Source organism: Burkholderia sp. HI2714, assembly GCF_002223085.1.
GTDB classification, from domain to species: domain Bacteria; phylum Pseudomonadota; class Gammaproteobacteria; order Burkholderiales; family Burkholderiaceae; genus Burkholderia; species Burkholderia lata_D.
This window is the reverse complement of record NZ_NKFM01000055.1, coordinates 78,439-102,644: the sequence shown is the minus strand read 5'-3', so window position 1 is coordinate 102,644 and position 24,206 is coordinate 78,439. Positions and strand designations below refer to the sequence as shown.

Sequence of the window (24,206 nt, the reverse complement as noted above, 5' to 3'; positions counted from 1 at the left end):
CCCCCGGATAGCCTCAATTTCGCTCGAATCATTTTCGATTCGAACATCGAAATCTCGCCCGGATAGATCCGATGGGCCGTCGCACGAAAGCGCTGGATGTGTGGGGTTCAACGCAAGCGCCGCGGCGTTCATGTCAATGGCCCGTACAGCAGTTGTCGGGGCAGCCGGGGCTCACTTGAACGGTGACCTCGCGGGCGTCCGATGTTGACTCGGTTGTGCTATTGGCTGGATAAATTTGCGTTTTGATCTGGAGTGGCGCGTTTATCAGGCCACCGTCTATGACCACCTTCGCCGTCGCGGAAGCACGTTTCGTTGCAAGTTGATCGGCGCCAATTTCATTTCTTGATGCACTGCCAATGATGTCGATCCAGTTTTGAATTGGATACTTGGCATTCATTGCCGAAACCCATCGTTCAATTCGCGTTCGTTCGGATTTGGAGACTTCGTGACTGTTGGGTGAGAAGGTCACGAAAAATTGCTGTGACGGCAGATTTTGTGATCCCTGGCATTCTGCTGCAGCATTTGTGGAGAAAAAGAACGACGTTGCAATGGGTGCGATGAGTGCCGAGATAAAAATTCTCATGCTGATTCCGGCTCCTTATTCTGAAAATAAATCTTCGCCGTAGATCACGAATCCGGTGAGTGTGTCCTCATCATTGGGGCATGGGCCAGCATCGTTACGTTCGTGTTCCCGGAACCTTGAACAGTCGTCTGTTCAAGTAAAGATGTCCATAGAACCGGTTCGAAATTTCGAAATGCAAGTCACATTTGGGATTTTGACTTGATCGGATCGAATTGTCGGGAGCGGTTGGACGTCGCGTACAGATGGCTATCTGGGCGGATACGTATGCTGGCTCGGCGAGTACAACGCCCCCAACATGACGGAAATATCATCTTCGCCTCATGTTCGCACTGCGGCCGGACCGTAGCATCGGTCGCGAACCGTTACCGCAGAACCGAACATGCTCAAGCTCAACCTCGCCGTGGCCATCGTCTTCGCGATGGCCGCGACGGCGCATGCGCAGCCGTCGCTGTCGCCGGGGCTGGCGCCGGCTGCCTCCGGCAGCGTCGCGCCGATCAGCGCACCGCCCCCCGACGCGCCCCCTTCCAACGCGTTGACGCTTGCCGATGCGCTATCGGTTGCGGCCCGGAACAATCCGGCGCTGCGCGGCGCGCGTGCTGACGTCGATGCGTCGGCCGGTGCGCTGATGCAGGCCGGCGCGCGTCCCAATCCCGAAGTGTCGTTCCTGCAGGAAGGGTTTCGTCGCGCCGAACGCACGTCGACCGCGTTGATCAACCAGACGATCGAACTCGGCGGCAAGCGCAGTGCGCGGCTCGATGTCGCGTCGTACGGCAGGGAAGCGGCCAATGCATCGCTCGACGAGCAGGGCGCCATCGTGCGCGCCGACGTGATCGCCGCGTTCTACGGGCTGCTCGCCGCGCAGCGCCAGCTTCAGGTGACCGAGGAATCGGCCGCGATCGCCGCGCGCTCCGCGGATCTCGCGAGCCGCCGGGCTCAGGCCGGCAAGGTGTCGCCGGTCGAGGCGACCAAGGCGCACGTGGCGGCGGCCGGCGTGCAGATCGAAGTCGTGACCGCACGCGGCCGTGTCGAGGTCGCACGCGAGAAGCTGAACGCGGTGATGGGCGAAGCACGCGACGGGCGGCTGGCGGTACAGGGCGATCTCGAAGCCGTGCCGCCGGTCGAGCCGCTGTCCGCGCTGACCGCGCAGCTCGATGATGCGCCGCTTGCGCGGATCGCGCGCGCCGAGATGCTGCGCTCGAACGCGGCCGTGTCGCTCGAACGCGCGCGGCGCATTCCGGACGTGACGATCAGTGCGGGCGTGAAGCGCGTGACCACGGGCGGCGTACCGGACAACCAGGCGGTGGTCGGCGTGTCGATCCCGATTCCGCTGTTCAACACGAACAAGGGCGCGCTGCTCGAGGCGACGCACAAGGCCGAACGCGCGAATGCCGATCTCGATCGCGAACGCACGCGCCTGCGGCTGGACCTCACGCAGGCGTACGCGAATTTCGAAGCCGCCGCGCAGGAAGCGCAGCGGCTGAAGGCCGACATCCTGCCGGCCGCGCGCCTCGCACTCGATGCGATGTCGCGCGGCTACGAGCTTGGGAAGTTCAGCTTCCTCGACGTGCTCGATGCGCAGCGCACGCTGTTCCAGGGCCAGTCGCAATACGTGCGTGCGCTCGCCGATGCCCATGCGGCCCGCGCCGACATCGGCCGCCTCGTCGGTACGCCGCTCGCGTCGCTTGCACCGGTCGCGCAATAGCGCAACGGACGCCTCTTTTACCTGAAGGATCACCATGTCACGCAGCAGAATCCTGATCATCGCGGCGGTCGTGCTCGGCAGTGCCGGGATCGTCATCGGCGCACTCGGCGTCACGCGCAACGGCGGCGGCAACGGCGCGACCGCATCGGCGGCTGCAGCCGCTTCGTCCGCCGAAGCCGCCGGCGAGCGCGGCGGCGTCGTGCTCAAGCGCGGCAGGCTGTCCGTTGAAATCGTGATGACGGAGAAGCCCGGCGATGCGCGCCTCATCGTCTATCCGTTCGTCGACGGCAAGTCGGCTGACAAGGGCGTCACCGTGTCCGGCACGCTGGTCCGTTACGACCGCACGCACGAACCGTTGCGTTTCGACGCGGCCGGCCAGAAGTTCGTATCCGCGCAGTCGATCGGCAAGCCGCACGTGTTCGACGCGACGATCGACGTGAAGGCGGGCAATGAATCGGCATCGTTCCCGTTTGCGCGCGCCGACGGCGCGATCGCGCTGACCGACGCGCAGCTGGCGACCTCGAAGATCGCGCTCGAAAAGGCCGGCCCCGCGCAGATCGCGACGCCGTTCCAGCTCCCCGGCGAGATCAAGTTCAACGAGGATCGCACCGCGCACGTGGTGCCGCGCGTGGCCGGCATCGTCGAGCAGGTGTCGGTGTCGCTCGGGCAGAACGTTGCGAAGGGACAGGTGCTGGCCGTGATCGCGAGCACCGATCTCGCCGACCGGCGCAGCGAGCTGCTGACGGCCGAGCGCCGGCTGTCGGGCGCCCGCGCGACCTACGAGCGCGAACGCACGCTGTGGAAAGAGCGTATCTCGGCCGAGCAGGACTACCAGCAGGCGCAGGTGCAGTTGCGTGAAGCCGAGATCGCCGTGCAGAACGCGCGGCAGAAGCTCGCCGCGCTGAATGCGCCGGTCGGCGGGGGCGCGCTGAACCGCTATGAACTGCGCGCGCCGTTCGCGGGCACGATCGTCGAGAAGCACGCGACGCCGGGCGAAGCGATCGCCGCCGACGCCAGCATGTTCGTGATCTCCGACCTGTCGACGGTATGGGCCGAGATGGCCGTGCCGGCGCATCGGTTGAACGACGTGCGCGTCGGCCGCGACGCGACGGTCGTCGCGACCGCGTTCGAATCGCGTTCGAGCGGCCCGATCGCGTACGTCGGATCGCTGCTCGGCGAGCAGACGCGCACCGCGCCGGCGCGCGTCGTGCTGCCGAACCCGGACGGCGTGTGGCGGCCCGGGATGTTCGTGAACGTGTCGGTCGACGCGGGCAAGCAGGGCGTGCCGCTCGCGGTCGCGAGCGACGCGCTGCAGGACGTCGACGGCGCACCGTCCGTCTTCGTACGCTCGTCGAAGGGTTTCGTCGCCCAGGCCGTCGAAACGGGGCGGCGCGACGAACGGGCGACCGAAGTGCTGAAGGGGCTCAAGCCGGGCCAGGAATACGCGGCTTCGAACAGCTTCGTGCTGAAGGCCGAACTCGGCAAGGGGAGCGCGGAGCATGAATGAGCGTTGCTTGTGCGCCGTTGCACGACTCGCGGCCCGCTATGCGGCCCACTATGCGGTCCGCTTTCCGGCCCGCCGGATGACCGGCCGGGCGGCCCGGCCGTCGAGGGTGACCGTGCCCCGTTTCAAGGAATCCCGTCATGTTTGAGCGCCTGATCCGCTTTGCGATTGCGCACCGCTGGCTCGTGATGCTGGCGGTCGCGGCCGTGGCCGCGCTCGGCGTGTTCAGCTACCAGAAACTGCCGATCGACGCGGTGCCCGACATCACCAACGTACAGGTCCAGATCAACACGGCCGCGCCCGGCTACTCGCCGCTGGAGGCCGAACAGCGCATCACCTATCCGGTCGAGACCGTGATGGCCGGCCTGCCGGGCCTCGAGCAGACGCGCTCGATCTCGCGCTACGGGCTGTCGCAGGTCACGGTGATCTTCAAGGACGGCACCGACATCTATTTCGCGCGGCAGCTCGTCAACGAGCGCATCCAGGAAGCGAAAGACAAGCTGCCGGCCGGTATCGCGCCCGCCATGGGGCCGACGTCGACGGGCCTCGGCGAGATCTACCTGTGGACCGTCGAAGCCGACGCCAATGCGCGCAAGCCCGACGGCACGCGTTATACGGCGGCCGACCTGCGCGAACTGCAGGACTGGGTCGTTAGACCGCAGCTCCGCAACGTGCGCGGCGTGACCGAGGTCAACTCGATCGGCGGCTACGTGAAGGAATACCGCGTCGCGCCGAATCCGGCGAAGCTGATGTCGTACGGGCTGACGCTCGCCGACGTCGTGCGCGCGCTGGAGCGCAACAACGACAACGTCGGCGCCGGCTACATCGAGAAGCGCGGCGAGCAGTATCTGGTGCGCGTGCCGGGCCAGGCGCGCACCGTCGACGATATCGCCAGCATCGTGCTGACCAACGTCGGCGGCGTGCCGGTGCGGATGAAGGACGTCGGGCTGGTCGACATCGGCCGCGAGCTGCGTACCGGCGCGGCGACGTCGAACGGCGAGGAGGTCGTGCTCGGCACGGTCTTCATGTTGATGGGCGAGAACAGCCGCACGGTCGCGAAGGCCGTCGCCGCGAAGATGCAGGAAGTCAACCGCACGCTGCCGCCCGGCGTGAAGGCGATTCCCGTGTATGACCGCACGGTGCTCGTCGAGAAGGCCGTCGCGACGGTGAAGAAGAACCTGCTCGAAGGCGCGATCCTCGTGATCGCCGTGCTGTTCCTGTTCCTCGGCAACATGCGCGCGGCGCTGATCACCGCGCTCGTGATCCCGCTGTCGATGCTGATGACCTTCACCGGCATGGTGAACGCGAAGGTGAGCGCGAACCTGATGAGCCTCGGCGCGCTCGACTTCGGGATCATCGTCGACGGCGCGGTGGTGATCGTCGAGAACTGCGTGAGGCGGCTCGCGCATGCGCAGGCCGCCGCAGGCCGGCCGCTCACACGCGACGAGCGCTTCGCGGAAGTGTTCGGTGCGTCGCAGGAAGCGCGTCGCGCACTGATCTTCGGGCAACTGATCACCATGGTCGTGTACCTGCCGATCTTTGCGCTGACGGGTGTCGAAGGCAAGATGTTCCACCCGATGGCCATTACCGTCGTGATGGCGCTCGCGGCCGCGATGGTGCTGACCGTCACGTTCATTCCGGCGGCTGTCGCACTTTTCATCGGCGAGCGTGTCGAGGAGAAGGAGAACCGGCTGATGGGCTGGGCGCGGCGCGCGTACGAGCCGGCGCTCGCCGCATTCATGACGCGCCCGGCGCGCGTGATGATCGGCGCGGGCGTGATCGTGCTGGCCACGCTCGGGCTGGCCACGCGGCTCGGCAGCGAGTTCATCCCGAGCCTCAACGAAGGTGATCTGGCCGTTGCCGCCTTGCGGATTCCCGGCACGAGCCTGTCGCAGTCGGTCGAGATGCAGAAGTCGATCGAGAAGACGCTGAAGGCGCGCTTCCCCGAGATCGAGCGCGTGTTCGCGCGCACCGGCACGGCCGAGATCGCGGCCGACCCGATGCCGCCGAACCTGTCGGACGGCTACATCATGCTGAAGCCGGCCGACCAGTGGCCCGACCCGAAGAAGCCGCGCGACCAGCTCGTGCGCGAGATCGAGGCAGCGCTCGCCGAGCTGCCGGGCAACGCCTACGAGTTCTCGCAGCCGATCCAGCTGCGCTTCAACGAACTGATCTCGGGCGTGCGCAGCGACGTCGCCGTGAAGATCTTCGGCGACGACATGGCCGTGCTGAACCAGACCGGCGAGCAGATCGCGGCCGCGCTGCAGAAGGTGCCGGGCGCGTCCGAAGTGAAGGTCGAGCAGACCACCGGCCTGCCGGTGCTGACCGTCAACCTCGATCGCGACAAGCTCGCGCGCTACGGCGTGAGCGTTGCCGACCTGCAGGACTCGGTGGCCGCGGCCGTCGGCGGGCAGAAGGCCGGCACGCTGTTCCAGGGCGACCGCCGCTTCGACATCGTCGTGCGGCTGCCCGACGAGCTGCGCTCGGACATCGAGGCGATCAAGCGGCTGCCGATCGCGCTGCCCGCACCGGCGGCCGGCGCCAGCGCGCCGCTCGCGGCGGCGCCGTACGTGCCGCTCGCGGAACTGGCGACGATCGACGTCGCGCCGGGCCCGAACCAGATCAGCCGCGAGGACGGCAAACGGCGGGTGGTCGTCAGCGCGAACGTGCGCGGGCGCGACGTCGGTTCGTTCGTCGCCGACGCGCGCGAGCAACTGCAGCAGGACGTGCGCGTGCCGGCCGGCTACTGGGTGTCGTGGGGCGGGCAGTTCGAGCAGCTGCAAAGCGCGAGCGAGCGCCTGAAGCTCGTCGTGCCGCTCGCGCTGTTCATGGTGTTCGTGCTGCTGTTCGTGATGTTCAACAACGTGAAGGACGGGCTGCTCGTGTTCACCGGCATTCCGTTCGCGCTGAGCGGCGGCGTCGTGTCGCTGTGGCTGCGCGGGATTCCGCTGTCGATCACGGCGGCGGTCGGCTTCATCGCGCTATCGGGCGTGGCCGTGCTCAACGGGCTCGTGATGATCTCGTTCATCCGCAACCTGCGCGACGAAGGGATGCCGCTCGAGGCCGCCGTGCGCGAAGGCGCGCTCACGCGGCTGCGGCCGGTGCTGATGACCGCGCTCGTCGCGTCGCTCGGCTTCCTGCCGATGGCGTTCGCGACCGGCACCGGCGCCGAGGTGCAGCGCCCGCTCGCGACGGTCGTGATCGGCGGTATCCTGTCGTCCACGGCGCTGACGCTGCTGGTGCTGCCGGTGCTGTACCGCGTCAGCCATGCGGTGTCGTGGCGCGCGGCGTTGCGCGGCGGCTTCGGCTCGGGCGTGCTGCGCCGGCTGGGTTTCTTCAAGGGTAATGCGTGATGCGAATTCTGATTGTCGAGGATGAACCGAAGACGGGCGCGTACTTGCGCAAGGGGCTGACGGAAGCCGGCTATGTCGTCGACTGGGTCGAGGACGGCATCACGGGCCAGCATCAGGCCGAGACCGAGGAGTACGACCTGCTCGTGCTCGACGTGATGCTGCCCGGGCAGGACGGCTGGACGCTGCTGCAGAACCTGCGGCGCAGCAAGTCGACGCCCGTGCTGTTCCTGACCGCGCGCGACGACGTCGGCGATCGCGTGAAGGGGCTCGAACTCGGCGCCGACGACTATCTCGCGAAGCCGTTCGACTTCGTCGAGCTGACCGCGCGCATCAAGTCGATCCTGCGGCGCGGCCAGCCGCGCGATTCGAACACGCTGCGCGTGGCCGACCTCGAACTCGACCTGACGCGCCGCAAGGCTACGCGGCAGGGCGACACGATCCTGCTGACCGCGAAGGAGTTCGCGCTGCTGTGGCTGCTGATGCGCCGCGAGGGCGAGATCCTGCCGCGCGCGACGATCGCGTCGCAGGTGTGGGACATGAATTTCAACAGCGACACGAACGTCGTCGATTCGGCGATCCGGCGCCTGCGCTCAAAGATCGACGACGCGTACGACCCGAAGCTGATCCACACCGTGCGCGGCATGGGCTACGTGCTCGAGGCGCGCGGCGGCAGCGCGGCATGATCGCGCGCCTGCCGCCGCGCACGCTGCGCGGACGCCTGACCGCGCTGATCATCCTGTCGACGTCGGTGATCCTCGCGTCGAGCGGCGTCGCGCTGTACGAGGCGCTGAGCAATCGCGTCGACACGACGGCGGCCGAGCAGATGGCCGGCATATCCGCTGCGCTGGGTGCGCACCTGGCCGAAGCGCGCTCGACGGCCGACGTCGCGCGCAACACCGACATCTGGATCGACCAGCTGCATGGTCATCCGAACATGGATCTCGCGATCTTCGATGCCACGGGGACGCGCCTGGTCGGCACGCCCGGTTTCCGCCCGTATGGGCCGCTGATGTCGCTGGATGCGGGGCGCGTGCCGGTCGGCGTCGCGCCGCCCGGCGCGCGGCACCAGTATCTGGTGACGAAGGTGCCGCTGGCCGGCGCGGGCGCAAGTGCGCCCGTGGTGCGCGTCGTGGTGCAGTACGACCGCAGCGCCGACGTGCTGCTGCTGCGCACGCACGCTTATACGATCGTCGTGATCGAGGTGTTCGGCGTGGTGCTCGCGGCCGTGATCGCATACGGCATCGCGGCGCTCGGGCTGAGCCCGCTGCGGCGGTTCGCGGCGCGCGCCGAGCAGATGTCGACCAGCCGGCTCGCCCATCCGCTGCCGGCGCTCGATACGGCCGGCGAGCTGAAGGAGCTCGAGCACGCGTTCAACGGCATGCTCGAGCGGCTGAACGAATCGTTCACGCGGCTGAGCCAGTTCTCGTCGAATCTCGCGCACGACATGCGCACGCCGCTCACGAACCTGCAGGCCGCCGCGCAGGTCGTGCTGTCGCAGCCGCGCAGCGCGGATGAATACCGGAACGTGATCGAATCGAGCATCGACGAATACCAGCGGTTGTCGCGCATGATCGAGGACATGCTGTTCCTGGCGCGTTCGGAACAGGCCGGCACGTCAATCAGCGTGCGGCGCCTGGATGCGTCGGAAGAGGCGGGGCGCGTCGCGGGCTACTACGAGCCGCTGGCGGAGGATGCCGGCGTGACGGTGAAGGTCGACGGCCATGCGTGGGTCGATGCGGATCTGACGCTGTACCAGCGTGCGCTGAGCAACCTGCTGTCGAATGCGCTGGCCTACGCGCCGCGCGGCAGCATCGTGACGATCGATTGCGTGGAGCAGGGCGGTGCGACGACGATCGCGGTGTCGGATACGGGGCCCGGCATCGAGGCTCGGCATGTCGGAAGGATTTTCGAGCGCTTCTATCGCGTCGATCCGTCTCGGCACAATTCGGCGCAGGGGACGGGGCTGGGGCTCGCGATCGTCCGGTCGATCATGGACAATCACGGCGGCGAATGCGGCGTCGACAGCGACCCGGGCCGGCGCACAACGTTCTGGCTGCGCTTTCCGCGGCGGCCGGCCGAGCTGAACCAGCCGGCGGCCATCCATACCTGACACCGTCGGCGGGCACGCCCGCGCGTTCGCCATGAGGCGGCCGCGCGCGGCGCGCTGCCCGTGGTCGTATGACCGAGCGTCATTTCTGCGCGGTCAGGTTGTCGTGGTTGTCGGTCTGCGGCTTCTTCTCGCCGCCATGCACCGAAATCCCGTGAAGCTCCTTGTTGCGAGCGACGAGTTCGCCGGTCGGCGGGTACTGCGTCTTGCTCACCGGCACGACGCCGTCGTGCTGCGCCTGCTTCAGTTCATTGACGACCTGCGTGCGGGTCTTGCCCTGCGTTTGCGTCTGCGCGAATGCGCCCTGCGCGGCCATGCCGAGCGACAGCGTGGCGGTGACGAACAGTGCGGCGAGTTTTGCGGTTTTCATCGAGTGCTCTCCTTGATCAGGGCCGCCAGGTGGCGAACCATGGACCCAGTATGCGAAAGCAGCCGTGCGTGATCGTGGTCGCGAGATGAAAAATGCGTCAGATTGCGTGATGTGAAGAGGCGCCGTTCGGACGCGACCGGCATGACGCATTCGTCATGTTCGCGTCATCGGCGCGATGAGCGGGAAGCGGAACATGAAGCCTGCCGATGGCCGACGCGGCTGGCGGCATTCACGCCGTTCGCGATAGCTGTATGGAGAGCGTGCGGCCCTGTTCTGACTTTCACACAGGACCGAAAAGTGCCTCGCCCCGCCATCCGCCTAGCCTTGATCGCAGTCCTGATCGTCCCGTTGTTCGCGGGCTGCGCATCGACACATTCCGGCACCGCGCAAACTGCGCAGACCGCGCCCGCCACGGCGAAAAAGCCGGTGCCGGCCGACCTCATGCCCGGCGAGCAGATCGACTACGCCGGGCATCGCTGCGGCAATCCGAACCTGTATGTGAAGACGCATACGTGCCTGTTTCCGCAGCGAAATTCGACGCCCTGATCACCGGGGGCGCGGCCCCAAAAAAAGGCCCGGCACTCGACGTGTCCGGGCCCAACGCGTGACGTGCCGTGCGGCAGCGACCCGCTTGCGTGGTCTGGAACGGGCGCTGCCCGTTGCGTTTCCGATCGTAGCGATGCGACGCTTCGCGAACCTGATCGGAACATGAAATTTTTGTCACACGGCGAGCGTCATGCCGTCGTGATCAGAACCGGTGGCGCAACCCGAGATTGACGATGCCCTGCGTGCGCGTTCCGCCATACCCATACGAGCCGATCGACGCTTGCGCCGTTTGCGTGCCGCCGTCGAGCGTGCGCTGTTCGCCGTTCGCGTGTGACGAAACCGTCATGCTGCGATCACGATTCCGCACCGCCGACGGCTCAAAGTGAACGCTCCTGTCACGGCTTTCCAAGCAAGGAGCGAACAACATGAACAATCCGCGACCGATGATCGTCATCGCTGCTGCCGCACTGTCGATGGCGGCCTTTTCTCAGGCAGTGGCCGCGCAGCAGAAGACCCGGCAGGAGGTCCGTCAGGAACTGGTGAAGGCGCGCCATGGCGGCGTGATCCAGAGTCCGAATCATGACTACCCGGCGAGCCCGGCCGCCATCGCGCGCAACCAGGAGATCCATCGCGCGACGATGCATCGCGGGGAGATGGCGCCGCTGGTCGATGCGCACGACAACCGTTTTGCGGTTCGTTGACCGTTCATTCGCGGCCGACCGGCGCGGTGCCTGTCAGCCGCACCCCCATACCAAGAGGAGAGTGCCATGCGCCACTTCGCGAAAGGAATCGTGCTCGCGGCGTGCCTGATGTCGACGGCCGCGATGGCGGCCGGCTGGCCGGAGCGAGCGTTGTCGCACGCGTCGGCGCATGACGTGGGCCGGCGCGCGAACGAGCGGATGCGCTGCGAGTTCGCGGCCGTGCCGCCCGGCGAGTGGAGCGCGACGTTCACGCGCGGGCAATGCGAAGTCGACAACGGCTGGCTGACGTTGGTGCCGGCGAATGCGGGCGGCGACTCGACTCTGGCCGAGAAGCGGATCATGCTCGGCGACGTCCGCACCGCATCGCATCAGTCACGCAAGCTGAAGGAGCAGCTGCAACTGACGACACGCGACGAAGTGATCGCGCTGAACTTGCTGACCGACGACGGCAGCCGCAAGTCGCGCGAACATGCGATCGACCTGTGGGCCGCGCTGCGCAACGAAGGCGTGACGCCCGTCAACGGCACGCGCATCGTCGATACCTATCCGGCGGGCGCGACGACGTGGTAGCCGGCGCACCGTCGCGCCCGGCTTATCCGGCCTTCACCGATCCTTCGATCAGGAAGAACACGATGAAGCCGATGAAGAACGCGGCGGTCGCGAACGGCGTCTCAGGTACCTCGTGCGCTTCGACCAGCAGTTCTTCGGTGACGAGGTACAGCAGCGCGACGGTACCCAGCCCGAGCAGCGCGGCGTAGATATTGGAGGGAAGTCCGGCGAATGCCGCGTTGCCGGCCACGGCCGCGATGCTCAGCAGCGCCGCGAGCCCGACCGGTACGACGATCGACAGCAGGCGGCCGATGCCGGCGGCTGCGAGCGCCGCGCTGACCGACAGCGCGAGGAACAGTACCTCGAGCGTCAGCGCGACGGTCAGGATGATGCCGCTTTCGTCGCTGGCGGAGAACGCGATGCCGAGCACGAGGCCGTCGATGACGAGGTCGATCGCCGTAACGATGATGAGGCTTACGGGCAGCCGCGCCTCCTCGAAGCGCGTCTCGATCGCGCCCGACAGCGCACGGATCGCGAGCATCAGCGCGATACCGAGCACGAAGCCGACGACGACCGGAAACAGCGCATGCGCGCGGTCCTGCGGCAGCAGTTCGAGCGCAGCGGCCGCGAACACGATGCCGCCGGTGAAATGCTGGATGACGCTCGACGTTTTCGGGCCGGGGGCGCGCCACGCAGCCGCGAGGGCGCCGAAGCAGGCCGCCAGCAAGGGCGGTAACGTGAGCAGCGCGAGCTTCGCGGTCGGTGTCATGAGGCCTCTCGGACGGTTGGCGTACCGCAGCGGGCTCGGCGTCCGGCGGCCCGCTGCACGATACGGGTGGTTCGTACACGCCGAGCGTTACCCCGGCATCAACCGGGGATTGAACACCTTGAAGCCGCTTCAAGGTCAACACTGTCGATGCAGGGCGCACCGGCAAGCCGGCACGCCCGTTTCCGTCAAAGCTGCGCGAGCGCCTGGTCGAGGTCGGCGAGCAGGTCGTCGATATGCTCGATGCCGATCGACAGCCGCACGGTTTCCTCCTTCACGCCGGCCTTCGCGAGTTCGGCCGGCGACAGTTGCCGGTGCGTCGTCGATGCCGGGTGCGTCGCGAGCGACTTCGTGTCGCCGATGTTGACGAGCCGCGTGAACAGCTTCAGCGCGTCCTGGAACTTCGCGCCGCCGTCACGTCCGCCCTTCACGCCGAACGTCAGGATGCCCGGCGCGCGGCCCGACAGGTAGCGCGCGACGAGCGGATGGTCGGGGTGATCGGGCAGGCCCGCATAGTTCACCCATTCGACGTTTTCGTGGCGCGCGAGGTGCTGCGCGATCTTCAGTGCGTTGTCGCTGATGCGCTCTATGCGCAGCGCCAGCGTTTCGATGCCCTGCAGGATCTGGAACGCATTGAACGGCGAAATGGCCGCGCCCATGTTGCGCAGCGGCACCACGCGCGCTCGGCCGATATAGGCGGCCGGCCCGAACGCTTCCGTGTAGACGACACCGTGATAGCTGACGTCGGGCTCGTTCAGCCGCTTGAAGCGGTCCGCATGCTCGGCCCACGGGAACTTGCCCGAATCGACGATCGCGCCGCCGAGGCTTGTGCCGTGCCCGCCGAGATACTTCGTCAGCGAATGCACGACGATATCCGCACCGTGCTCGAACGGGCGCAGCAGATACGGCGATGGCACCGTGTTGTCGACGATCAGCGGGATGCCGTGGCGATGCGCGACTTCCGCGAGCGCGGCGATCTCGGTGACGTTGCCGAGCGGGTTGCCGACCGATTCCGCGAAGATCGCCTTCGTGCGCGCGTCGATCAGCGGCTCGAACGACGCGGGGTCGCGCGGATCGGCGAAGCGCGTCGTGATTCCGTATTGCGGCAGCGTATGCGCGAACAGGTTGTAGGTGCCGCCGTACAGCGAACTCGCGGACACGATGTTGTCGCCGGCTTCTGCGATCGTCTGGATCGCATACGTGACGGCCGATTGCCCCGATGCAAGCGCCAGCGCGCCGATGCCGCCCTCGAGCGCGGCGATGCGCTGCTCGAGCACGTCCGTCGTCGGGTTCATGATCCGCGTGTAGATGTTGCCCTGGACCTTCAGGTCGAACAGGTCGGCGCCGTGCTGCGTGTCGTCGAATGCGTACGCAACGGTCTGGTAGATCGGTACGGCGACCGCGCGCGTGGTCGGGTCGGGACGATAACCGCCGTGTACGGCGATGGTTTCGAGGCGCCAGTTCGATGCGGCCTGATCGGTCATGGGTGCTCCGTCTGTTGTTGTGATGGTCGAGCGATTATAGGAGCACGTGCGCAACTGTCCTTAGAACGAATGGTTTGTTGCTTATGGCAATGCGGCGCATAAAATGCCTGTTCCGCAAACAAGGGGGGCTCGATGAATCAGGATCATTGGAACCAGGTGGATGCGTATTTCTCCGAGACGCTCGTGCCGTCCGACGATGCGCTCGACGCCGCGCTCGCGGCGTGCGACGCAGCGGGGCTGCCCGCGATCAACGTCGCGCCGAACCAGGGCAAGCTGCTGCAACTGCTCGCGACGATCCGCGGCGCCCGGCGGATTCTCGAGGTCGGCACGCTCGGCGGCTACAGCACGATCTGGCTCGCACGCGCGTTGCCGCCGGGCGGCACGCTCGTGACGCTCGAACTGAACCCGGAGCATGCAAAGGTCGCGACGCAGAACATCGCGCGTGCCGGGTTCGCGGAAGTCGTGACGGTGGTGGTCGGCAGCGCGAAGGACAGCCTCGCGCGGCTCATCGACGCGGGTGAAGCGCCGTTCGATTTCATCTTCATCGATGCCGACAAGGACAACAACCCGGTCTATCTCGACGCGGCGCTGAAGCTGTCGCGGCCCGGCACGGTGATCGTCGTCGACAACGTCGTGCGCGGCGGGCGCGTGGCCGATCCGGACAATCGCGAACCCGACGTGGTCGGCGTGCGCGACGGGTTCGCGCGTCTCGCGGCCGCGCCGAATCTCACGACGACCGCCGTGCAGACGGTCGGGCAGAAGGGCTGGGACGGGTTCTCGATCTCGATCGTCGGCGCGTAATGTGATGGCGGTACACGCGTGCGGTCGTACCGCACGCTAGTTCTTGTCGGGATGCTTCTCTTCGCACTGGTCGGGATCGTCGCGCAACACGATGCGGCGGATGCGGCCGTTGTCGTAGAACGGCATCTCGGGGCAGAACTTCATGCCGGCGCGCGTTTGCGTGCGCTTCCACGTGACCTTTTCGGTGCGTGCCAGCGTCGGCGCGTGGCCGGGTGAGCCCGGCTTCCATATGTCGATATAGGCGCGTGTCGTCGACGGCGAGTCGCTCGTTTCGCAATCCTTCGGGTTGCCCAGCGTCGAGCGCAGCCCGGTGTCGGTCTGCTCGATGCGCTGCGGAAACTCGATGTAACCGTCGCCGTAGCCGGGCACGACGTAGCAATAACGACGCGTGTTCCCGTCGAGCACGGGCAGCATGTAGCTGCTGGCCGTGTCGACTTCCTTCACGTCGTTGCCTTGCCAGCGGTAGGTCGTCACGCCATGCTCGCAGCAGCTCGCGCGCCAGCTCGTCCAGATGATCCGGTGCGCGGGATCGAAGTCCGGCGACGTGATGCCCTGCAGCCCTTGCGGCGCATCGACGAAATGCCGCGTCTTCGGATCGTATATCCACGTCTGGTACGGAATGTTCGGGCTCGCCCCCATCCCTTGCGCAAGCATCAGGTCGGGCCAGCCGTCGAAGTTCACGTCGGCGAATTCGGGCGTGGGCAGCCCGCAGGTGCCTTGCGAATCGGTCCGCAGTGTCTGCACGAGGCGGCCGCGATCGTACAGGCGAATCGCGGAAACGTGCGGCGGGTCGTTGCACGAACCGCTGTCGTCCGGCAGCTTGTCCGCGATGAGGCGGATCTCGTAAGGGAACGGGCTGCCGTCCTGTTTCGGTGCGAGCGAGACGGGCAGCGTGCGTTTGCCGTCCGGCGATGTCCACGTACCGGTCACGGCGTTGTCGAGGGATGCAGTGCGCCACGTACCCGTCACGCGATCGGCGTTCGCTTTCGCGCCGCTGTCGCGTTCCGACAGCGTGACACCGTGCGCGTCGAGCGTTCCCTTCAATGCGAGCCGATAGCGTTTGTCGGACGTGCAGGGCGCGTAGCAGTACGAGCCCGATACCGTGTCGGCCACGCGCGACAACGTGACTTCGACATGCCGGTTGCCGATCGTGCCGGTCCAGTTCCGCGACCAGAACGGGATTTCCACCGAATCGTTGGCGTTTGCCGCACGCACCGGCGCGGACATGAATGCGGTGATGGCGATCAGCGCGAACGCAAGCGCGCCGCGCCAGTCGCGTGTGCCACACGGCGCGCTCGCGTGGCGCGACGCGCCGATGAACGGGTGATGCATGGTTCGGCCCCTCGGTTTGTTATGCGTTATCTCTGCCGGTGTGTTTCGGTGCGATGTGTGCGTCAGTGGTTTCCTGCCGCATCGGCCCGTCGATACAGGCGTGGCCACTGATCGTCGAACAGGCCGTTGCACGTGCCGTGCGTGGCGATATCGCCGAGCATGAAGCGCCGGCCGTCGAAGATCCACGAGGCGGTCGAACCGCAATCACCGGCGCTGCGCAGCCTCACCTTGCTCGACAGCGTCGCGCTGGCGGGATCGTAGCCGGCCTCGGTCAGTTCGTTCGTGAACGACGCCGAATCGAGTCCCGCGTTCGCGTTCTCGCCGAAATTCATCGCCGTCGGCGTGAACGGTGCCGTCCGTCGCACGCGATACCACAGGTCGGTGTGGTTATACATGCTGCTGGTCTGGCACGGTATCGCGACCAGCGCTTCGTCGGCGGAAATCGCCACGGCGCGCGATGCCTTCCGGCGATCGCTCGCCGACATTTCGTCTTCGACATTGGCCGCACATTGCCTCACGTCGCCGCCGAACTTCGCGAACACCGCGTCGACGAGCGGGCGTTGCTCGGCGGTCGACAGGTTCGCGACGGCCGGTGCCGGCGTGACGGCGGGCGGCAGTGCCGGCGCGGCCGGCACCGACGACGCGGGCCGGGTGCCCGGGCGCAGCAGTGCAGTGACGGTGCCGACACGGCCCTGCGTGTCGTCGATCAACAGCAGCGCGGCATTCAAGCCCGTCAACGGCGTGCGGGCGGTTTGGGCCGACGCCGGATCGCCGAAGCTCAGCAGTTGCGCATTGCGCGACGCGGTGAGCCATGCGGCAACCGTTGCCGGATCGGTGGTCCGGACCCGGAACGGGTGTGCTTCGTCGTCGTCCGGCTTGCCGCCGAACGCATGCCATTGGGCCGCCATTGCATCGAACGGGCGGCCATCCACGCGTGCGGTGCGCAGGTCCAGCGGCGCCGACGCGTAGAGGTCGAGCGAGGCTTGCGCGTCCGGGCCGGCATCGCGTGTCACGCGCAGGATGAGGCGGGTGCGTGCGTCGTCGATATCGTCGGCGTGGCTTTCGGCAATGCAACGGTTGCCGTTGTCGCAGACGACCGACCAGTTCTTGAAATCGCGTTCGACTGGCGGCCGCGCGAGCGGGCGAGCCTGGGCAACGATCGGGGAAACGGCGAGGAGGGCGGCGATGGCGAGCGAAAGGCGGTGCGACATGACGGTTCGTATCGACTGTGGATGGGCGGGCGGAAGACGTCGGGCTGCAAGCGCATCGTCAGCAAGCGGGGCAGGTCGAAGGCTGCGGCGCATGCGGCGGCGCGCTGTGGCGAACGGCATCGAGTATACCGCCGCAGTGGGACTGCGATCGTGACGACGACGTATAGGCCGCGGGCATGATCATTGCTGGCCTGCATTGATCGGACAAGTGCGGATGCGGAAAACGGCGCGACACCCAGAGGCATCGCGCCGTTCACTTTTCATCGACCGTCGACCACGTCGCGCAGGAACGCATCGAGCATCGCCACGTCGCCCCACGGCCGCTTGTATTCGCGATCGTGTTCGGCGTCGGCGAGCATCGTCTCGACGAGCGCGTGGATCGCCGGCCGGCGCGGCCCGTACCCGCTTTCGTTCGCGCTCATCTTCAGCGCGAGCAATGCGTCGAGTTCCGCGCGCACCGCCGGCTCGTGCACGGTGCCGTCGACGAGATCCGCGAAGCGCATCGGCGGCATTCCGAGCCCCATGTCGATCCAGCGCACCGCGAGCAGCGGCCGCAGCACGTACAGGTACTTCTTGTAACGCACCGTGTCGCCTTGCAGATAGCCGCGAAAGTTCTTCTTCGCCATCGCAAGGTAGTGGTGACGCCCGCGCACCGGCGAGAAGAACGCCGACGCGAGCGACCTGAGTGGCGGCGCCCAGCGCGCGTCTTCGCGATACGCGACGGGCGAGTCGAGCCATTCGAGCAGCGTCGGGTTCGAGCGGCGCAGCAGTTGCAACGCCTTGCGCAACTCCCAGCCGCTGATGTCGAGCTCGTCGTCGAGCGGCCGCTCGATCACGTCGCGTTGCGGTTCGACGCTCAGGTACCAGTCGCGCCGGTGCGCATACACGAAGCGCACGTCGTAGTCACTGTCCGGCGACGCGAACCCCCAGCCGCGGCTGCCCGATTCGCACGCGAACAGCACGCTCACGTCGTGACGGCGCTCGACTTCCGCGAGCTCCGCCATCACGCGCGCCCGCACGGTCGGATCGACCGGATGCGCGCTGCGCACGGGCGTCATTTTTTCCGTTCTCATTGTTGTCGTTTCCCTTTCGTTGTGCGCGGCCGCCGGCTATCGGCCGCGCACCGCGCTATCCTTTCACGCACACCACCTGGCGCAGCGTATGCACCACTTCGACGAGGCTGCGCTGGGCCGCCATCACCGCGTCGATGTCCTTGTAGGCCATCGGGATTTCGTCGACGACGCCCGCGTCCTTCCGGCATTCGACGCCCTGGGTTGCCTTCACCTGGTCGTCGACGGTGAAGCGGCGCTTCGCTTCGGTGCGGCTCATCGTCCGGCCCGCGCCGTGGCTGCACGAACAGAAGCTGTCCGGGTTGCCGAGCCCGCGCACGATGAAGCTCTTCGCCCCCATCGAGCCCGGAATGATCCCGAGCTGCCCCTTCTGCGCCGACACCGCACCCTTGCGCGTCACGAGCACGTCTTCGCCGAAGTGGTGTTCGCGCTGCACGTAGTTGTGGTGGCAGTTCACCGCGTGTTCGTCGACCGCGAACGGCTTGGCGATCACGCCGCGTGCTGCACCGATCACTGCGTCCATCATGGCCTGCCGGTTGCGGCGCGCGTAGTCCTGCGCCCAGCCGACCGCTTCGACGTAGTCGTCGAAGTGCCGGCTGCCCTCGGTGAAATACGCGAGGTTGCGATCCGGCAGGTTCGCGATGTGCTGTCGCATGTCGGCCTGCGCGAGTTCGATGAACAGGCTGCCGATCGCATTGCCGACACCGCGCGAGCCGCTGTGCAGCATGAACCACACGTGGTCCGCTTCGTCGACGCACACTTCGATGAAGTGGTTGCCGGTGCCGAGCGTGCCGAGATGCGCGTAGTGGTTCGTCTTTTCCAGCTTCGGATACTTGTCGACGATCCGCTGGAAGCCCGGCTGCAGCGACTTCCACGATTCGGTTACAGCGGCCGGCGTGCGGTCGCCCCACGCGCCCGGATCGCGGCGGCCCGGCGCGCGGCCGTGCGGTACCGCGCGTTCGATCGCGCTGCGCAGGCCCGCGAGCGAATCCGGCAGGTCGGACGCCGTCAGCGTCGTGCGCGCGGCCATCATCCCGCAGCCGATGTCGACGCCGACCGCGGCCGGAATGATCGCGCCCTTCGTCGGGATCACGCTGCCGATCGTCGAGCCCTTGCCGAGGTGGACGTCCGGCATCACCGCGACGTGGCTGAAGATGAACGGCATCTGCGCGGTATTGCGCAGTTGCGCGCGTGCTTCGTCTTCAACGGCGACGCCTTGCGTCCACATCTTCACCGGCTTGCCGTTGGCCAGTTCCATGACCTGGTAATCCATTTCACTCATGTTCATCACCTTGCTGCTTTGTTCACGAGGCACGGCGCGCGTGCGCCGTGCCTGTCCATTCATTGCGCGCCCTTGATGCTGACGAGTCCGTTCAGCACCTGGTAGAGACCGCCGAACACCGAGATGCGGTCGATCCGTTCCGCGACGCGCTCGAGCGTTTCCAGCTCCTTGAGCCGCAGCGCGGTCGGGTTTTCTTCCATCACCTTCGCGGTGTTCAACAGCGAACGCGTGGCCGCCGTTTCCTCGCGGCGGCGAATCACGTTCGCCTGCGCGGATTTCTCCGCTTCGACCACCTGCGCGAGGATCGTCTTCATGTCGCCCGGCAGCACGATATCCTTCACGCCGACGCTGCGCACGTCCACGCCGGAATGGCCGAGACGGGCACGCACCTGCGCGATCACGACGTCGTCGATCGACTGCTTGTCTTCCAGCAGTTCGTCGAGCGAGCGCGTGCCGACGGCCGACCGCAGTGCGAACTGCAGCTCGCGATACAGGTGCTCGACCGGCTTCTGCAGCTGGCCGAACGCATGCAGCACGTCCGCATAGCACCACGTCGCCGACAGGTTCAGCCGCAGCGCGACCTTGTCGCGCGTCAGGATTTCCTGTCCGCCGACTTCGATCGCCTGCAAACGCAGGTCGACGAGTTCGACTGCGACGTCACGGTTGAAGCGCCAGAACGCCTCTACGCCCGCGTCCAGCAACCGCTCGATCTTGCCGTCGATCTTCAGCACGCCGACGTGGTACGCCGGCACCTGCGCCAGCAGCACGCCCGTCAGGCCCGCCACGCCGCGTGCACGCAGCGCCGGTTGCGCGATGCGCTTCACGAGCGCGGCCGGCAGCATGCTGTCCTGCGCGAGATCGACGCGTTCGAGACGATGCGCGGTCAGGCCGCGCCAGTACAGCCGGCGCGTGCCCGGCGCCAGGATCTCGACGAGCACGTCGTCTTCGTAGCGCAGGCCCGCTTCATCATCGGCGAGATCCATCGCGACGAAGTGCTGCGCGAGCACGTCGGGCGCGTCGTGACGCAGGTAATCGGCCAGTGCCGCGTCGGCGAGCGGCGCGTCGAGACGCGCGGTCTGCACCGACAAACGCTTGAGCGGGTCGAAGGCCTTGAACACGCCCGGTTCCAGCACCTTCACGAAATCGCCCTCATTCATCAGCAGCGCGCGTTCGTTCTTTTTCACAACATGTCGCATCCACATATTCTTGTCCTTTTCTTCAATGACCGCCGGGTGACACGCATCGTGCGGATCGCGGGGCGACGCAACCGGGCGGGCGGCGCGCTGGCCCCGCGTCGAAGTGCGCGGCGACGCATCCTGCATTGCGTCGTCGTGCGCCTTCGCGCGGGCCGTGCGGCCGTCCGGCCGATCGCGCGGAACCGCAACCGGTCCGACGCGCGGCGGGCCTTGCGGCCCGCACCGGCGGGTACTGCTTCTATCAAGAGACTGTCCTTGCGGACAGTGTTCGAGCGGGATTCGAACCCGCTACACACCGGCTTGCGCCGGCTGCTCTACCCAAATGAGCTACCGAACGGAGGGCGCCCCGGGACTCGAACCCGGGCGAAGTTCCAGTACGCGCCCGTTTGCCTTCGTCTGCCCATGGCGACATGCGCTGCCGCGACGAACGAGGTTCGGCGGCGGCGCACCAGCAGGGCTTGGTGAACCCTGACTCGTGGGCCAGCGGGACATCCGGCGCTTTCTATTTAGCGAGGAGCGTGCCAGCGGGTGACTCGGTGCTCGATAAAAATCTCAAGCCATTGAAGTAAAAGGGAAAATTATTTTTAGTCCGGGATGGATCTGAATCTCCGGCGGTGGCTTAATCAGAAAAATTCGATACAATCGGATCGCTTCTTATCCTATGAGATAAACATGCGAAAGACTGTTGCGATCGGGTTTCTCGGTACCGTGCTCGACCAGGGCGGCGGCTCGCAGCGCCGCTGGCGCAACTGGCGGCCGACGATTTCGCTGTGCGAGCAGCGCGACACGCCGATCGACCGGCTCGAACTGTTGCACGCGCCAAGCTACGCGCGTCTCGCGAACCGCGTGAAGCAGGATCTCGAGCGTGTGTCGCCGCACACCGACGTGCGGCTCATCCCGATGGAGATTCGCGATCCGTGGGATTTCGAGGAGGTCTACGCCACGCTGCACGATTTCGCGCGCGCCTATCCGTTCGATCTCGACCGCGAGGACTACCTGATTCACATCACGACGGGCACGCACGTCGCGCAGATCTGCTGGTTCCTGCTGGCGGAGGCGCGCTACCTGCCTGCGCGTCTCGCGCAGACGGCGCCGCCGCAGAAGACCGACGAAGGACCGAGCGGGCCCGGCACGATGTCGGTGATCGATCTCGACCTGTCGCGCTACAACCGCATCGCGCAGCGTTTCACGCGCGAACGCGACGAAACGGTGTCGTTCCTGAAGGCCGGCATTGCGACGCGCAACGCGCGCTTCAACGCGCTGATCGAGCAACTGGAACGCGTGGCCGTGCGTTCGCGCGCGCCGATGCTGCTGGTCGGGCCGACCGGCGCCGGCAAGTCGTTTCTCGCGAAGCGCGTGTACGAGCTGAAGCGTGGCCGTCATCGGCTCGCGGGGCCGTTCATCGAGATCAACTGCGCGACGCTGCGCGGCGACGCGGCGATGTCGACGCTGTTCGGTCACGTGAAGGGCGCGTTCACGGGCGCGCAGTCGGCGCGGGCCGGGCTGCTGCGCGCGGCGGACGGCGGCCTGCTGTTTCTCGACGAGATCGGCGAGCTCGGGCTCGACGAGCAGGCGATGCTGCTGAAGGCGATCGAGGAGAAGCGTTTCCTGCCGGTCGGCGCGGACGTCGAGGCGACCAGCGATTTCGAGCTGATCGCGGGTACGCACCGCGACCTGCGGCAGATGGTGGTGGCCGGCACGTTCCGCGAGGATCTCTACGCGCGGATCAACCTGTGGACATACGAATTGCCGGGGCTGGCCGAGCGGCGCGAGGACATCGAGCCGAACCTCGAATTCGAACTCGACCGTTTCGGCCGCGAGCAGGGCGAGCAGGTGCGGTTCAACGTCGAGGCGAAGCGGCGCTATCTCGCGTTCGCCGCGTCGCCACGCGCGGTGTGGGCCGGCAACTTCCGCGAGCTGTCCGCGTCGGTCACGCGGATGGCGACGCTGGCCGATGCCGGGCGGATCACCGAAGCGCTCGCCGAGCAGGAAGTCGAACGGCTGACGCGCACGTGGTCGTCGCCGGGCGGCGCGGGTGCGTCCGATGCATGCGTCGATACAGTGTTCGGTGCGCGCGCGGCGGACCTCGACCTGTTCGACCGTGCGCAGCTCGAACGCGTGCTCGACGTGTGCCGCGTGTCGGCCAGCCTGTCGGAAGCCGGGCGCACGCTGTTCGCGGTATCGCGGCAGAGCAAGAAGCAGCCGAACGATGCGGACCGGCTGCGCAAGTATCTCGCGCGATTCGGGTTGGATTGGGACGGGGTGCGGCAGGCGCTCGGCGGGGCATGACGAGTACGGCGGCGCGGGCGACGCGTGCTGCCGGAGGGCCTGGCACGCGGCCATCGATCGGGATGGGTTACGCCGCCGCTGCCTCGTGAAACGGCGCCAGGAATGTCCATTCCGGTTGCGCTGCCGCGACATCCGCGAGCCCGCGCGCGAACGCGTGCGCCGGCAGCCACGGATACCCGAACGCCGCGTGCAGCGCATCGAGTTTCACCGACTGCGGATCGTCGATCGTATCCATTCGTGCGATATGAATATGCAGCGCGGCAATCCGCGCGGCGCCTTCGCTTTCGCCGTTGCCCGCGAACTGCCAGCGGTACGTGCCATGCCCGATCCGCAACGCGCCGTTGTCCTTCTGCCGCATCACGACGAGCCACGACATCCCGCTGGCGCCCTGTGAGTCGACTTCGGGTTCCGTGCAGACGTAATACGTCCGGCAGCGCTCGAACCGCTCGCCGAATTCCTCCACCAGCGTGCGTGCAATCGCGGCCGCACCCGTCACGCGCGGCGGAAAATCGATATCGTCGTTCGCGAGCGAAAAGCTCAGCTCGGCGTCGGCCGCGAAGCAATCGGCGATCAGCGCGGGCCGGTTCAGGTCCTTCGCGCGCAGATAGCATTCGAGCAGCGCGCGAACCGACGCGGGATGAAGTGGAAAGGGCATGGACGCGCCTCCTGTATCGGGAAATCGGGACACATTCGCCGGCCGGGCCTGGCCAGGGGCGGATGTGCCTTTGCCGTATAATTTCGTTTCAAAGCTAAATTCGCATGACCGTACGGAGCGTCGAAGTCATGGCCAAGCAGCAAGAGGAGTCCGTTCTGACCATTACCAACCCGGCCTGCCTGATCGACGGCACGGACACGGAATTTCGCCACCTGATCAACGGGCTGCTGCCGTTCGCGGCCCGCCTGCTGTCGGTGCGCGACGGCTTCGGCTCGCTGATCGGCCTCACCGGCATCCAGTATTCGCTGCTCGTCTCGGTCTCGCATCTGTCGCACGACGATGTCGTGACCGTCAACCGTCTCGCCGATCACCTGCACCTGAGCGGCGCATTCGTCACGATCGAGACCGGCAAGCTGAAGAAGCTCGGCCTGATCGACAAACGCTCGGACCCCGACGACAAGCGCAAGATGCGGCTCACGGTCACGCCGGCCGGCTCGAAGCTGCTGAAGGCGTTCGCCGATACGCAGCAGCGCATCAACAACGTGCTGTTCGAGGGCGTGACGAAGACCGAATTCAAGGCGCTCTGCTCGGTGATCGACCGCCTCGTCACCAACGGCGATCGCGCGACGCTCGATCTCGCCCACCTGATCGCGCGCCAGGAAAAAGGCTGACGCGCGCGAGCGTCAGGCCCGCTCGCGATCGCCG

21 protein-coding genes, 1 tRNA gene and 1 pseudogene are annotated in these 24,206 nt (G+C 66.7%); 11 read left to right on the top strand and 12 right to left on the bottom strand.

Annotated features, from left to right (window positions below):
* Window positions 1-133 precede the first annotated feature (133 nt).
* On the bottom strand, window positions 134-583 hold the full coding sequence (locus CFB82_RS29850; RefSeq protein ID WP_089486378.1) for an OmpA family protein: 450 nt from the start codon (window positions 581-583) through the stop codon (window positions 134-136).
* Window positions 584-962: 379 nt separating this feature from the next.
* On the opposite strand from CFB82_RS29850, the gene CFB82_RS29845 reads away from it, so the two are divergent.
* From CFB82_RS29845 to CFB82_RS29825, 5 genes are all read left to right on the top strand, one after another.
* Entirely contained in the window at window positions 963-2,285 is a 1,323-nt protein-coding gene (locus CFB82_RS29845; protein WP_089486377.1) for a TolC family protein, read from the top strand.
* Window positions 2,286-2,319: 34 nt separating this feature from the next.
* Entirely contained in the window at window positions 2,320-3,792 is a 1,473-nt protein-coding gene (locus tag CFB82_RS29840) for an efflux RND transporter periplasmic adaptor subunit (RefSeq protein WP_089486376.1), read from the top strand.
* A 137-nt stretch (window positions 3,793-3,929) separates the two neighbouring features.
* Window positions 3,930-7,142, top strand: coding sequence for an efflux RND transporter permease subunit (locus tag CFB82_RS29835; RefSeq protein ID WP_089486375.1), 3,213 nt, complete (start codon window positions 3,930-3,932; stop codon window positions 7,140-7,142).
* The gene (irlR, locus tag CFB82_RS29830) at window positions 7,142-7,825 is read left to right on the top strand and encodes a heavy metal response regulator transcription factor IrlR (RefSeq protein ID WP_039349341.1); all 684 of its coding nucleotides are present in this window, start codon (window positions 7,142-7,144) and stop codon (window positions 7,823-7,825) included. The genes CFB82_RS29835 and irlR overlap by 1 nt, the downstream gene beginning before the upstream one ends.
* Window positions 7,822-9,252, top strand: a complete 1,431-nt coding sequence (locus tag CFB82_RS29825) for a heavy metal sensor histidine kinase (protein ID WP_089486374.1) — start codon at window positions 7,822-7,824, stop codon at window positions 9,250-9,252. The genes irlR and CFB82_RS29825 overlap by 4 nt, the downstream gene beginning before the upstream one ends.
* 79 nt (window positions 9,253-9,331) lie before the next feature.
* Here CFB82_RS29825 and CFB82_RS29820 read toward each other — a convergent pair whose 3' ends face one another.
* Window positions 9,332-9,619: a DUF4148 domain-containing protein gene (locus CFB82_RS29820; protein WP_089486373.1), complete on the bottom strand. Its 288-nt coding sequence runs from the start codon at window positions 9,617-9,619 to the stop codon at window positions 9,332-9,334.
* Window positions 9,620-9,916: 297 nt separating this feature from the next.
* Here CFB82_RS29820 and CFB82_RS29815 point away from each other — a divergent pair, with 297 nt between their 5' ends.
* The gene (locus CFB82_RS29815) at window positions 9,917-10,165 is read left to right on the top strand and encodes a hypothetical protein (RefSeq protein ID WP_256990522.1); all 249 of its coding nucleotides are present in this window, start codon (window positions 9,917-9,919) and stop codon (window positions 10,163-10,165) included.
* Between the two features lie 202 nt (window positions 10,166-10,367).
* Here CFB82_RS29815 and CFB82_RS42500 read toward each other — a convergent pair.
* Window positions 10,368-10,493 (bottom strand): annotated as a pseudogene (locus CFB82_RS42500) (porin); the annotation flags it as partial.
* A gap of 115 nt (window positions 10,494-10,608) precedes the next feature.
* Here CFB82_RS42500 and CFB82_RS29810 point away from each other — a divergent pair.
* Window positions 10,609-10,866 carry a DUF4148 domain-containing protein gene (locus CFB82_RS29810; protein ID WP_235986534.1) on the top strand — a complete coding sequence of 86 codons (258 nt, stop codon included), beginning with the start codon at window positions 10,609-10,611 and terminating at the stop codon, window positions 10,864-10,866.
* A 66-nt stretch (window positions 10,867-10,932) separates the two neighbouring features.
* A complete protein-coding gene (locus CFB82_RS29805) occupies window positions 10,933-11,436 on the top strand; it encodes a hypothetical protein (protein ID WP_089486371.1) in 504 nt (167 codons plus the stop codon).
* Between the two features lie 22 nt (window positions 11,437-11,458).
* Here CFB82_RS29805 and CFB82_RS29800 read toward each other — a convergent pair whose 3' ends face one another.
* Together CFB82_RS29800 and CFB82_RS29795 are read right to left on the bottom strand one after the other, a co-directional pair.
* On the bottom strand, window positions 11,459-12,184 hold the full coding sequence (locus CFB82_RS29800; protein ID WP_089428165.1) for a ZIP family metal transporter: 726 nt from the start codon (window positions 12,182-12,184) through the stop codon (window positions 11,459-11,461).
* A gap of 185 nt (window positions 12,185-12,369) precedes the next feature.
* Window positions 12,370-13,665, bottom strand: a complete 1,296-nt coding sequence (locus tag CFB82_RS29795) for an O-acetylhomoserine aminocarboxypropyltransferase/cysteine synthase family protein (RefSeq protein ID WP_089486370.1) — start codon at window positions 13,663-13,665, stop codon at window positions 12,370-12,372.
* Window positions 13,666-13,797: 132 nt separating this feature from the next.
* Here CFB82_RS29795 and CFB82_RS29790 point away from each other — a divergent pair, with 132 nt between their 5' ends.
* The gene (locus CFB82_RS29790; protein ID WP_089486369.1) at window positions 13,798-14,466 is read left to right on the top strand and encodes an O-methyltransferase; all 669 of its coding nucleotides are present in this window, start codon (window positions 13,798-13,800) and stop codon (window positions 14,464-14,466) included.
* A 36-nt stretch (window positions 14,467-14,502) separates the two neighbouring features.
* Here the strand turns inward: CFB82_RS29790 and CFB82_RS29785 are convergent, their stop codons facing one another.
* The 6 genes from CFB82_RS29785 to CFB82_RS29760 all read right to left on the bottom strand — a co-directional run bounded on the left by CFB82_RS29785 (window position 14,503) and on the right by CFB82_RS29760 (window position 20,894).
* Window positions 14,503-15,798 carry an XAC2610-related protein gene (locus tag CFB82_RS29785; RefSeq protein ID WP_089486368.1) on the bottom strand — a complete coding sequence of 432 codons (1,296 nt, stop codon included), beginning with the start codon at window positions 15,796-15,798 and terminating at the stop codon, window positions 14,503-14,505.
* A gap of 62 nt (window positions 15,799-15,860) precedes the next feature.
* Window positions 15,861-17,009, bottom strand: a complete 1,149-nt coding sequence (locus CFB82_RS29780) for a DUF1176 domain-containing protein (RefSeq protein WP_179255470.1) — start codon at window positions 17,007-17,009, stop codon at window positions 15,861-15,863.
* Between the two features lie 260 nt (window positions 17,010-17,269).
* Window positions 17,270-18,082: a nucleotidyltransferase domain-containing protein gene (locus CFB82_RS29775; protein WP_089486366.1), complete on the bottom strand. Its 813-nt coding sequence runs from the start codon at window positions 18,080-18,082 to the stop codon at window positions 17,270-17,272.
* A gap of 55 nt (window positions 18,083-18,137) precedes the next feature.
* Window positions 18,138-19,361 (bottom strand): RtcB family protein, encoded by a 1,224-nt coding sequence (locus tag CFB82_RS29770; RefSeq protein ID WP_089486497.1) that lies wholly within the window; start codon window positions 19,359-19,361, stop codon window positions 18,138-18,140.
* Window positions 19,362-19,420: 59 nt separating this feature from the next.
* Window positions 19,421-20,563: a slipin family protein gene (locus CFB82_RS29765; RefSeq protein WP_089486496.1), complete on the bottom strand. Its 1,143-nt coding sequence runs from the start codon at window positions 20,561-20,563 to the stop codon at window positions 19,421-19,423.
* A 258-nt stretch (window positions 20,564-20,821) separates the two neighbouring features.
* Window positions 20,822-20,894, bottom strand: a tRNA-Cys gene (locus CFB82_RS29760).
* A gap of 335 nt (window positions 20,895-21,229) precedes the next feature.
* On the opposite strand from CFB82_RS29760, the gene rtcR reads away from it, so the two are divergent.
* Window positions 21,230-22,846 (top strand): RNA repair transcriptional activator RtcR, encoded by a 1,617-nt coding sequence (rtcR, locus tag CFB82_RS29755; protein WP_089486365.1) that lies wholly within the window; start codon window positions 21,230-21,232, stop codon window positions 22,844-22,846.
* Window positions 22,847-22,913: 67 nt separating this feature from the next.
* On the opposite strand, the gene CFB82_RS29750 is transcribed toward rtcR, so the two are convergent.
* The gene (locus tag CFB82_RS29750; RefSeq protein ID WP_089486364.1) at window positions 22,914-23,501 is read right to left on the bottom strand and encodes a nuclear transport factor 2 family protein; all 588 of its coding nucleotides are present in this window, start codon (window positions 23,499-23,501) and stop codon (window positions 22,914-22,916) included.
* 128 nt (window positions 23,502-23,629) lie between these two features.
* Here CFB82_RS29750 and CFB82_RS29745 point away from each other — a divergent pair, with 128 nt between their 5' ends.
* On the top strand, window positions 23,630-24,172 hold the full coding sequence (locus CFB82_RS29745; RefSeq protein ID WP_069252868.1) for a MarR family winged helix-turn-helix transcriptional regulator: 543 nt from the start codon (window positions 23,630-23,632) through the stop codon (window positions 24,170-24,172).
* Window positions 24,173-24,206: the final 34 nt, after the last annotated feature.

Coding starts and splice junctions, on each gene's coding strand:
- CFB82_RS29745 (WP_069252868.1), top strand. CDS start 23,630: ATGGCCAAGCAGCAAGAGGAGTCCGTTCTGACCATTACCAACCCGGCC.
- CFB82_RS29780 (WP_179255470.1), bottom strand. CDS start 17,009: ATGTCGCACCGCCTTTCGCTCGCCATCGCCGCCCTCCTCGCCGTTTCC.
- CFB82_RS29795 (WP_089486370.1), bottom strand. CDS start 13,665: ATGACCGATCAGGCCGCATCGAACTGGCGCCTCGAAACCATCGCCGTA.
- CFB82_RS29810 (WP_235986534.1), top strand. CDS start 10,609: ATGATCGTCATCGCTGCTGCCGCACTGTCGATGGCGGCCTTTTCTCAG.
- CFB82_RS29770 (WP_089486497.1), bottom strand. CDS start 19,361: ATGAGTGAAATGGATTACCAGGTCATGGAACTGGCCAACGGCAAGCCG.
- CFB82_RS29820 (WP_089486373.1), bottom strand. CDS start 9,619: ATGAAAACCGCAAAACTCGCCGCACTGTTCGTCACCGCCACGCTGTCG.
- CFB82_RS29840 (WP_089486376.1), top strand. CDS start 2,320: ATGTCACGCAGCAGAATCCTGATCATCGCGGCGGTCGTGCTCGGCAGT.
- CFB82_RS29835 (WP_089486375.1), top strand. CDS start 3,930: ATGTTTGAGCGCCTGATCCGCTTTGCGATTGCGCACCGCTGGCTCGTG.
- rtcR (WP_089486365.1), top strand. CDS start 21,230: ATGCGAAAGACTGTTGCGATCGGGTTTCTCGGTACCGTGCTCGACCAG.
- CFB82_RS29785 (WP_089486368.1), bottom strand. CDS start 15,798: ATGCATCACCCGTTCATCGGCGCGTCGCGCCACGCGAGCGCGCCGTGT.
- CFB82_RS29790 (WP_089486369.1), top strand. CDS start 13,798: ATGAATCAGGATCATTGGAACCAGGTGGATGCGTATTTCTCCGAGACG.
- CFB82_RS29850 (WP_089486378.1), bottom strand. CDS start 583: ATGAGAATTTTTATCTCGGCACTCATCGCACCCATTGCAACGTCGTTC.
- CFB82_RS29805 (WP_089486371.1), top strand. CDS start 10,933: ATGCGCCACTTCGCGAAAGGAATCGTGCTCGCGGCGTGCCTGATGTCG.
- CFB82_RS29750 (WP_089486364.1), bottom strand. CDS start 23,501: ATGCCCTTTCCACTTCATCCCGCGTCGGTTCGCGCGCTGCTCGAATGC.
- CFB82_RS29845 (WP_089486377.1), top strand. CDS start 963: ATGCTCAAGCTCAACCTCGCCGTGGCCATCGTCTTCGCGATGGCCGCG.
- CFB82_RS29800 (WP_089428165.1), bottom strand. CDS start 12,184: ATGACACCGACCGCGAAGCTCGCGCTGCTCACGTTACCGCCCTTGCTG.
- CFB82_RS29825 (WP_089486374.1), top strand. CDS start 7,822: ATGATCGCGCGCCTGCCGCCGCGCACGCTGCGCGGACGCCTGACCGCG.
- irlR (WP_039349341.1), top strand. CDS start 7,142: ATGCGAATTCTGATTGTCGAGGATGAACCGAAGACGGGCGCGTACTTG.
- CFB82_RS29765 (WP_089486496.1), bottom strand. CDS start 20,563: ATGTGGATGCGACATGTTGTGAAAAAGAACGAACGCGCGCTGCTGATG.
- CFB82_RS29775 (WP_089486366.1), bottom strand. CDS start 18,082: ATGAGAACGGAAAAAATGACGCCCGTGCGCAGCGCGCATCCGGTCGAT.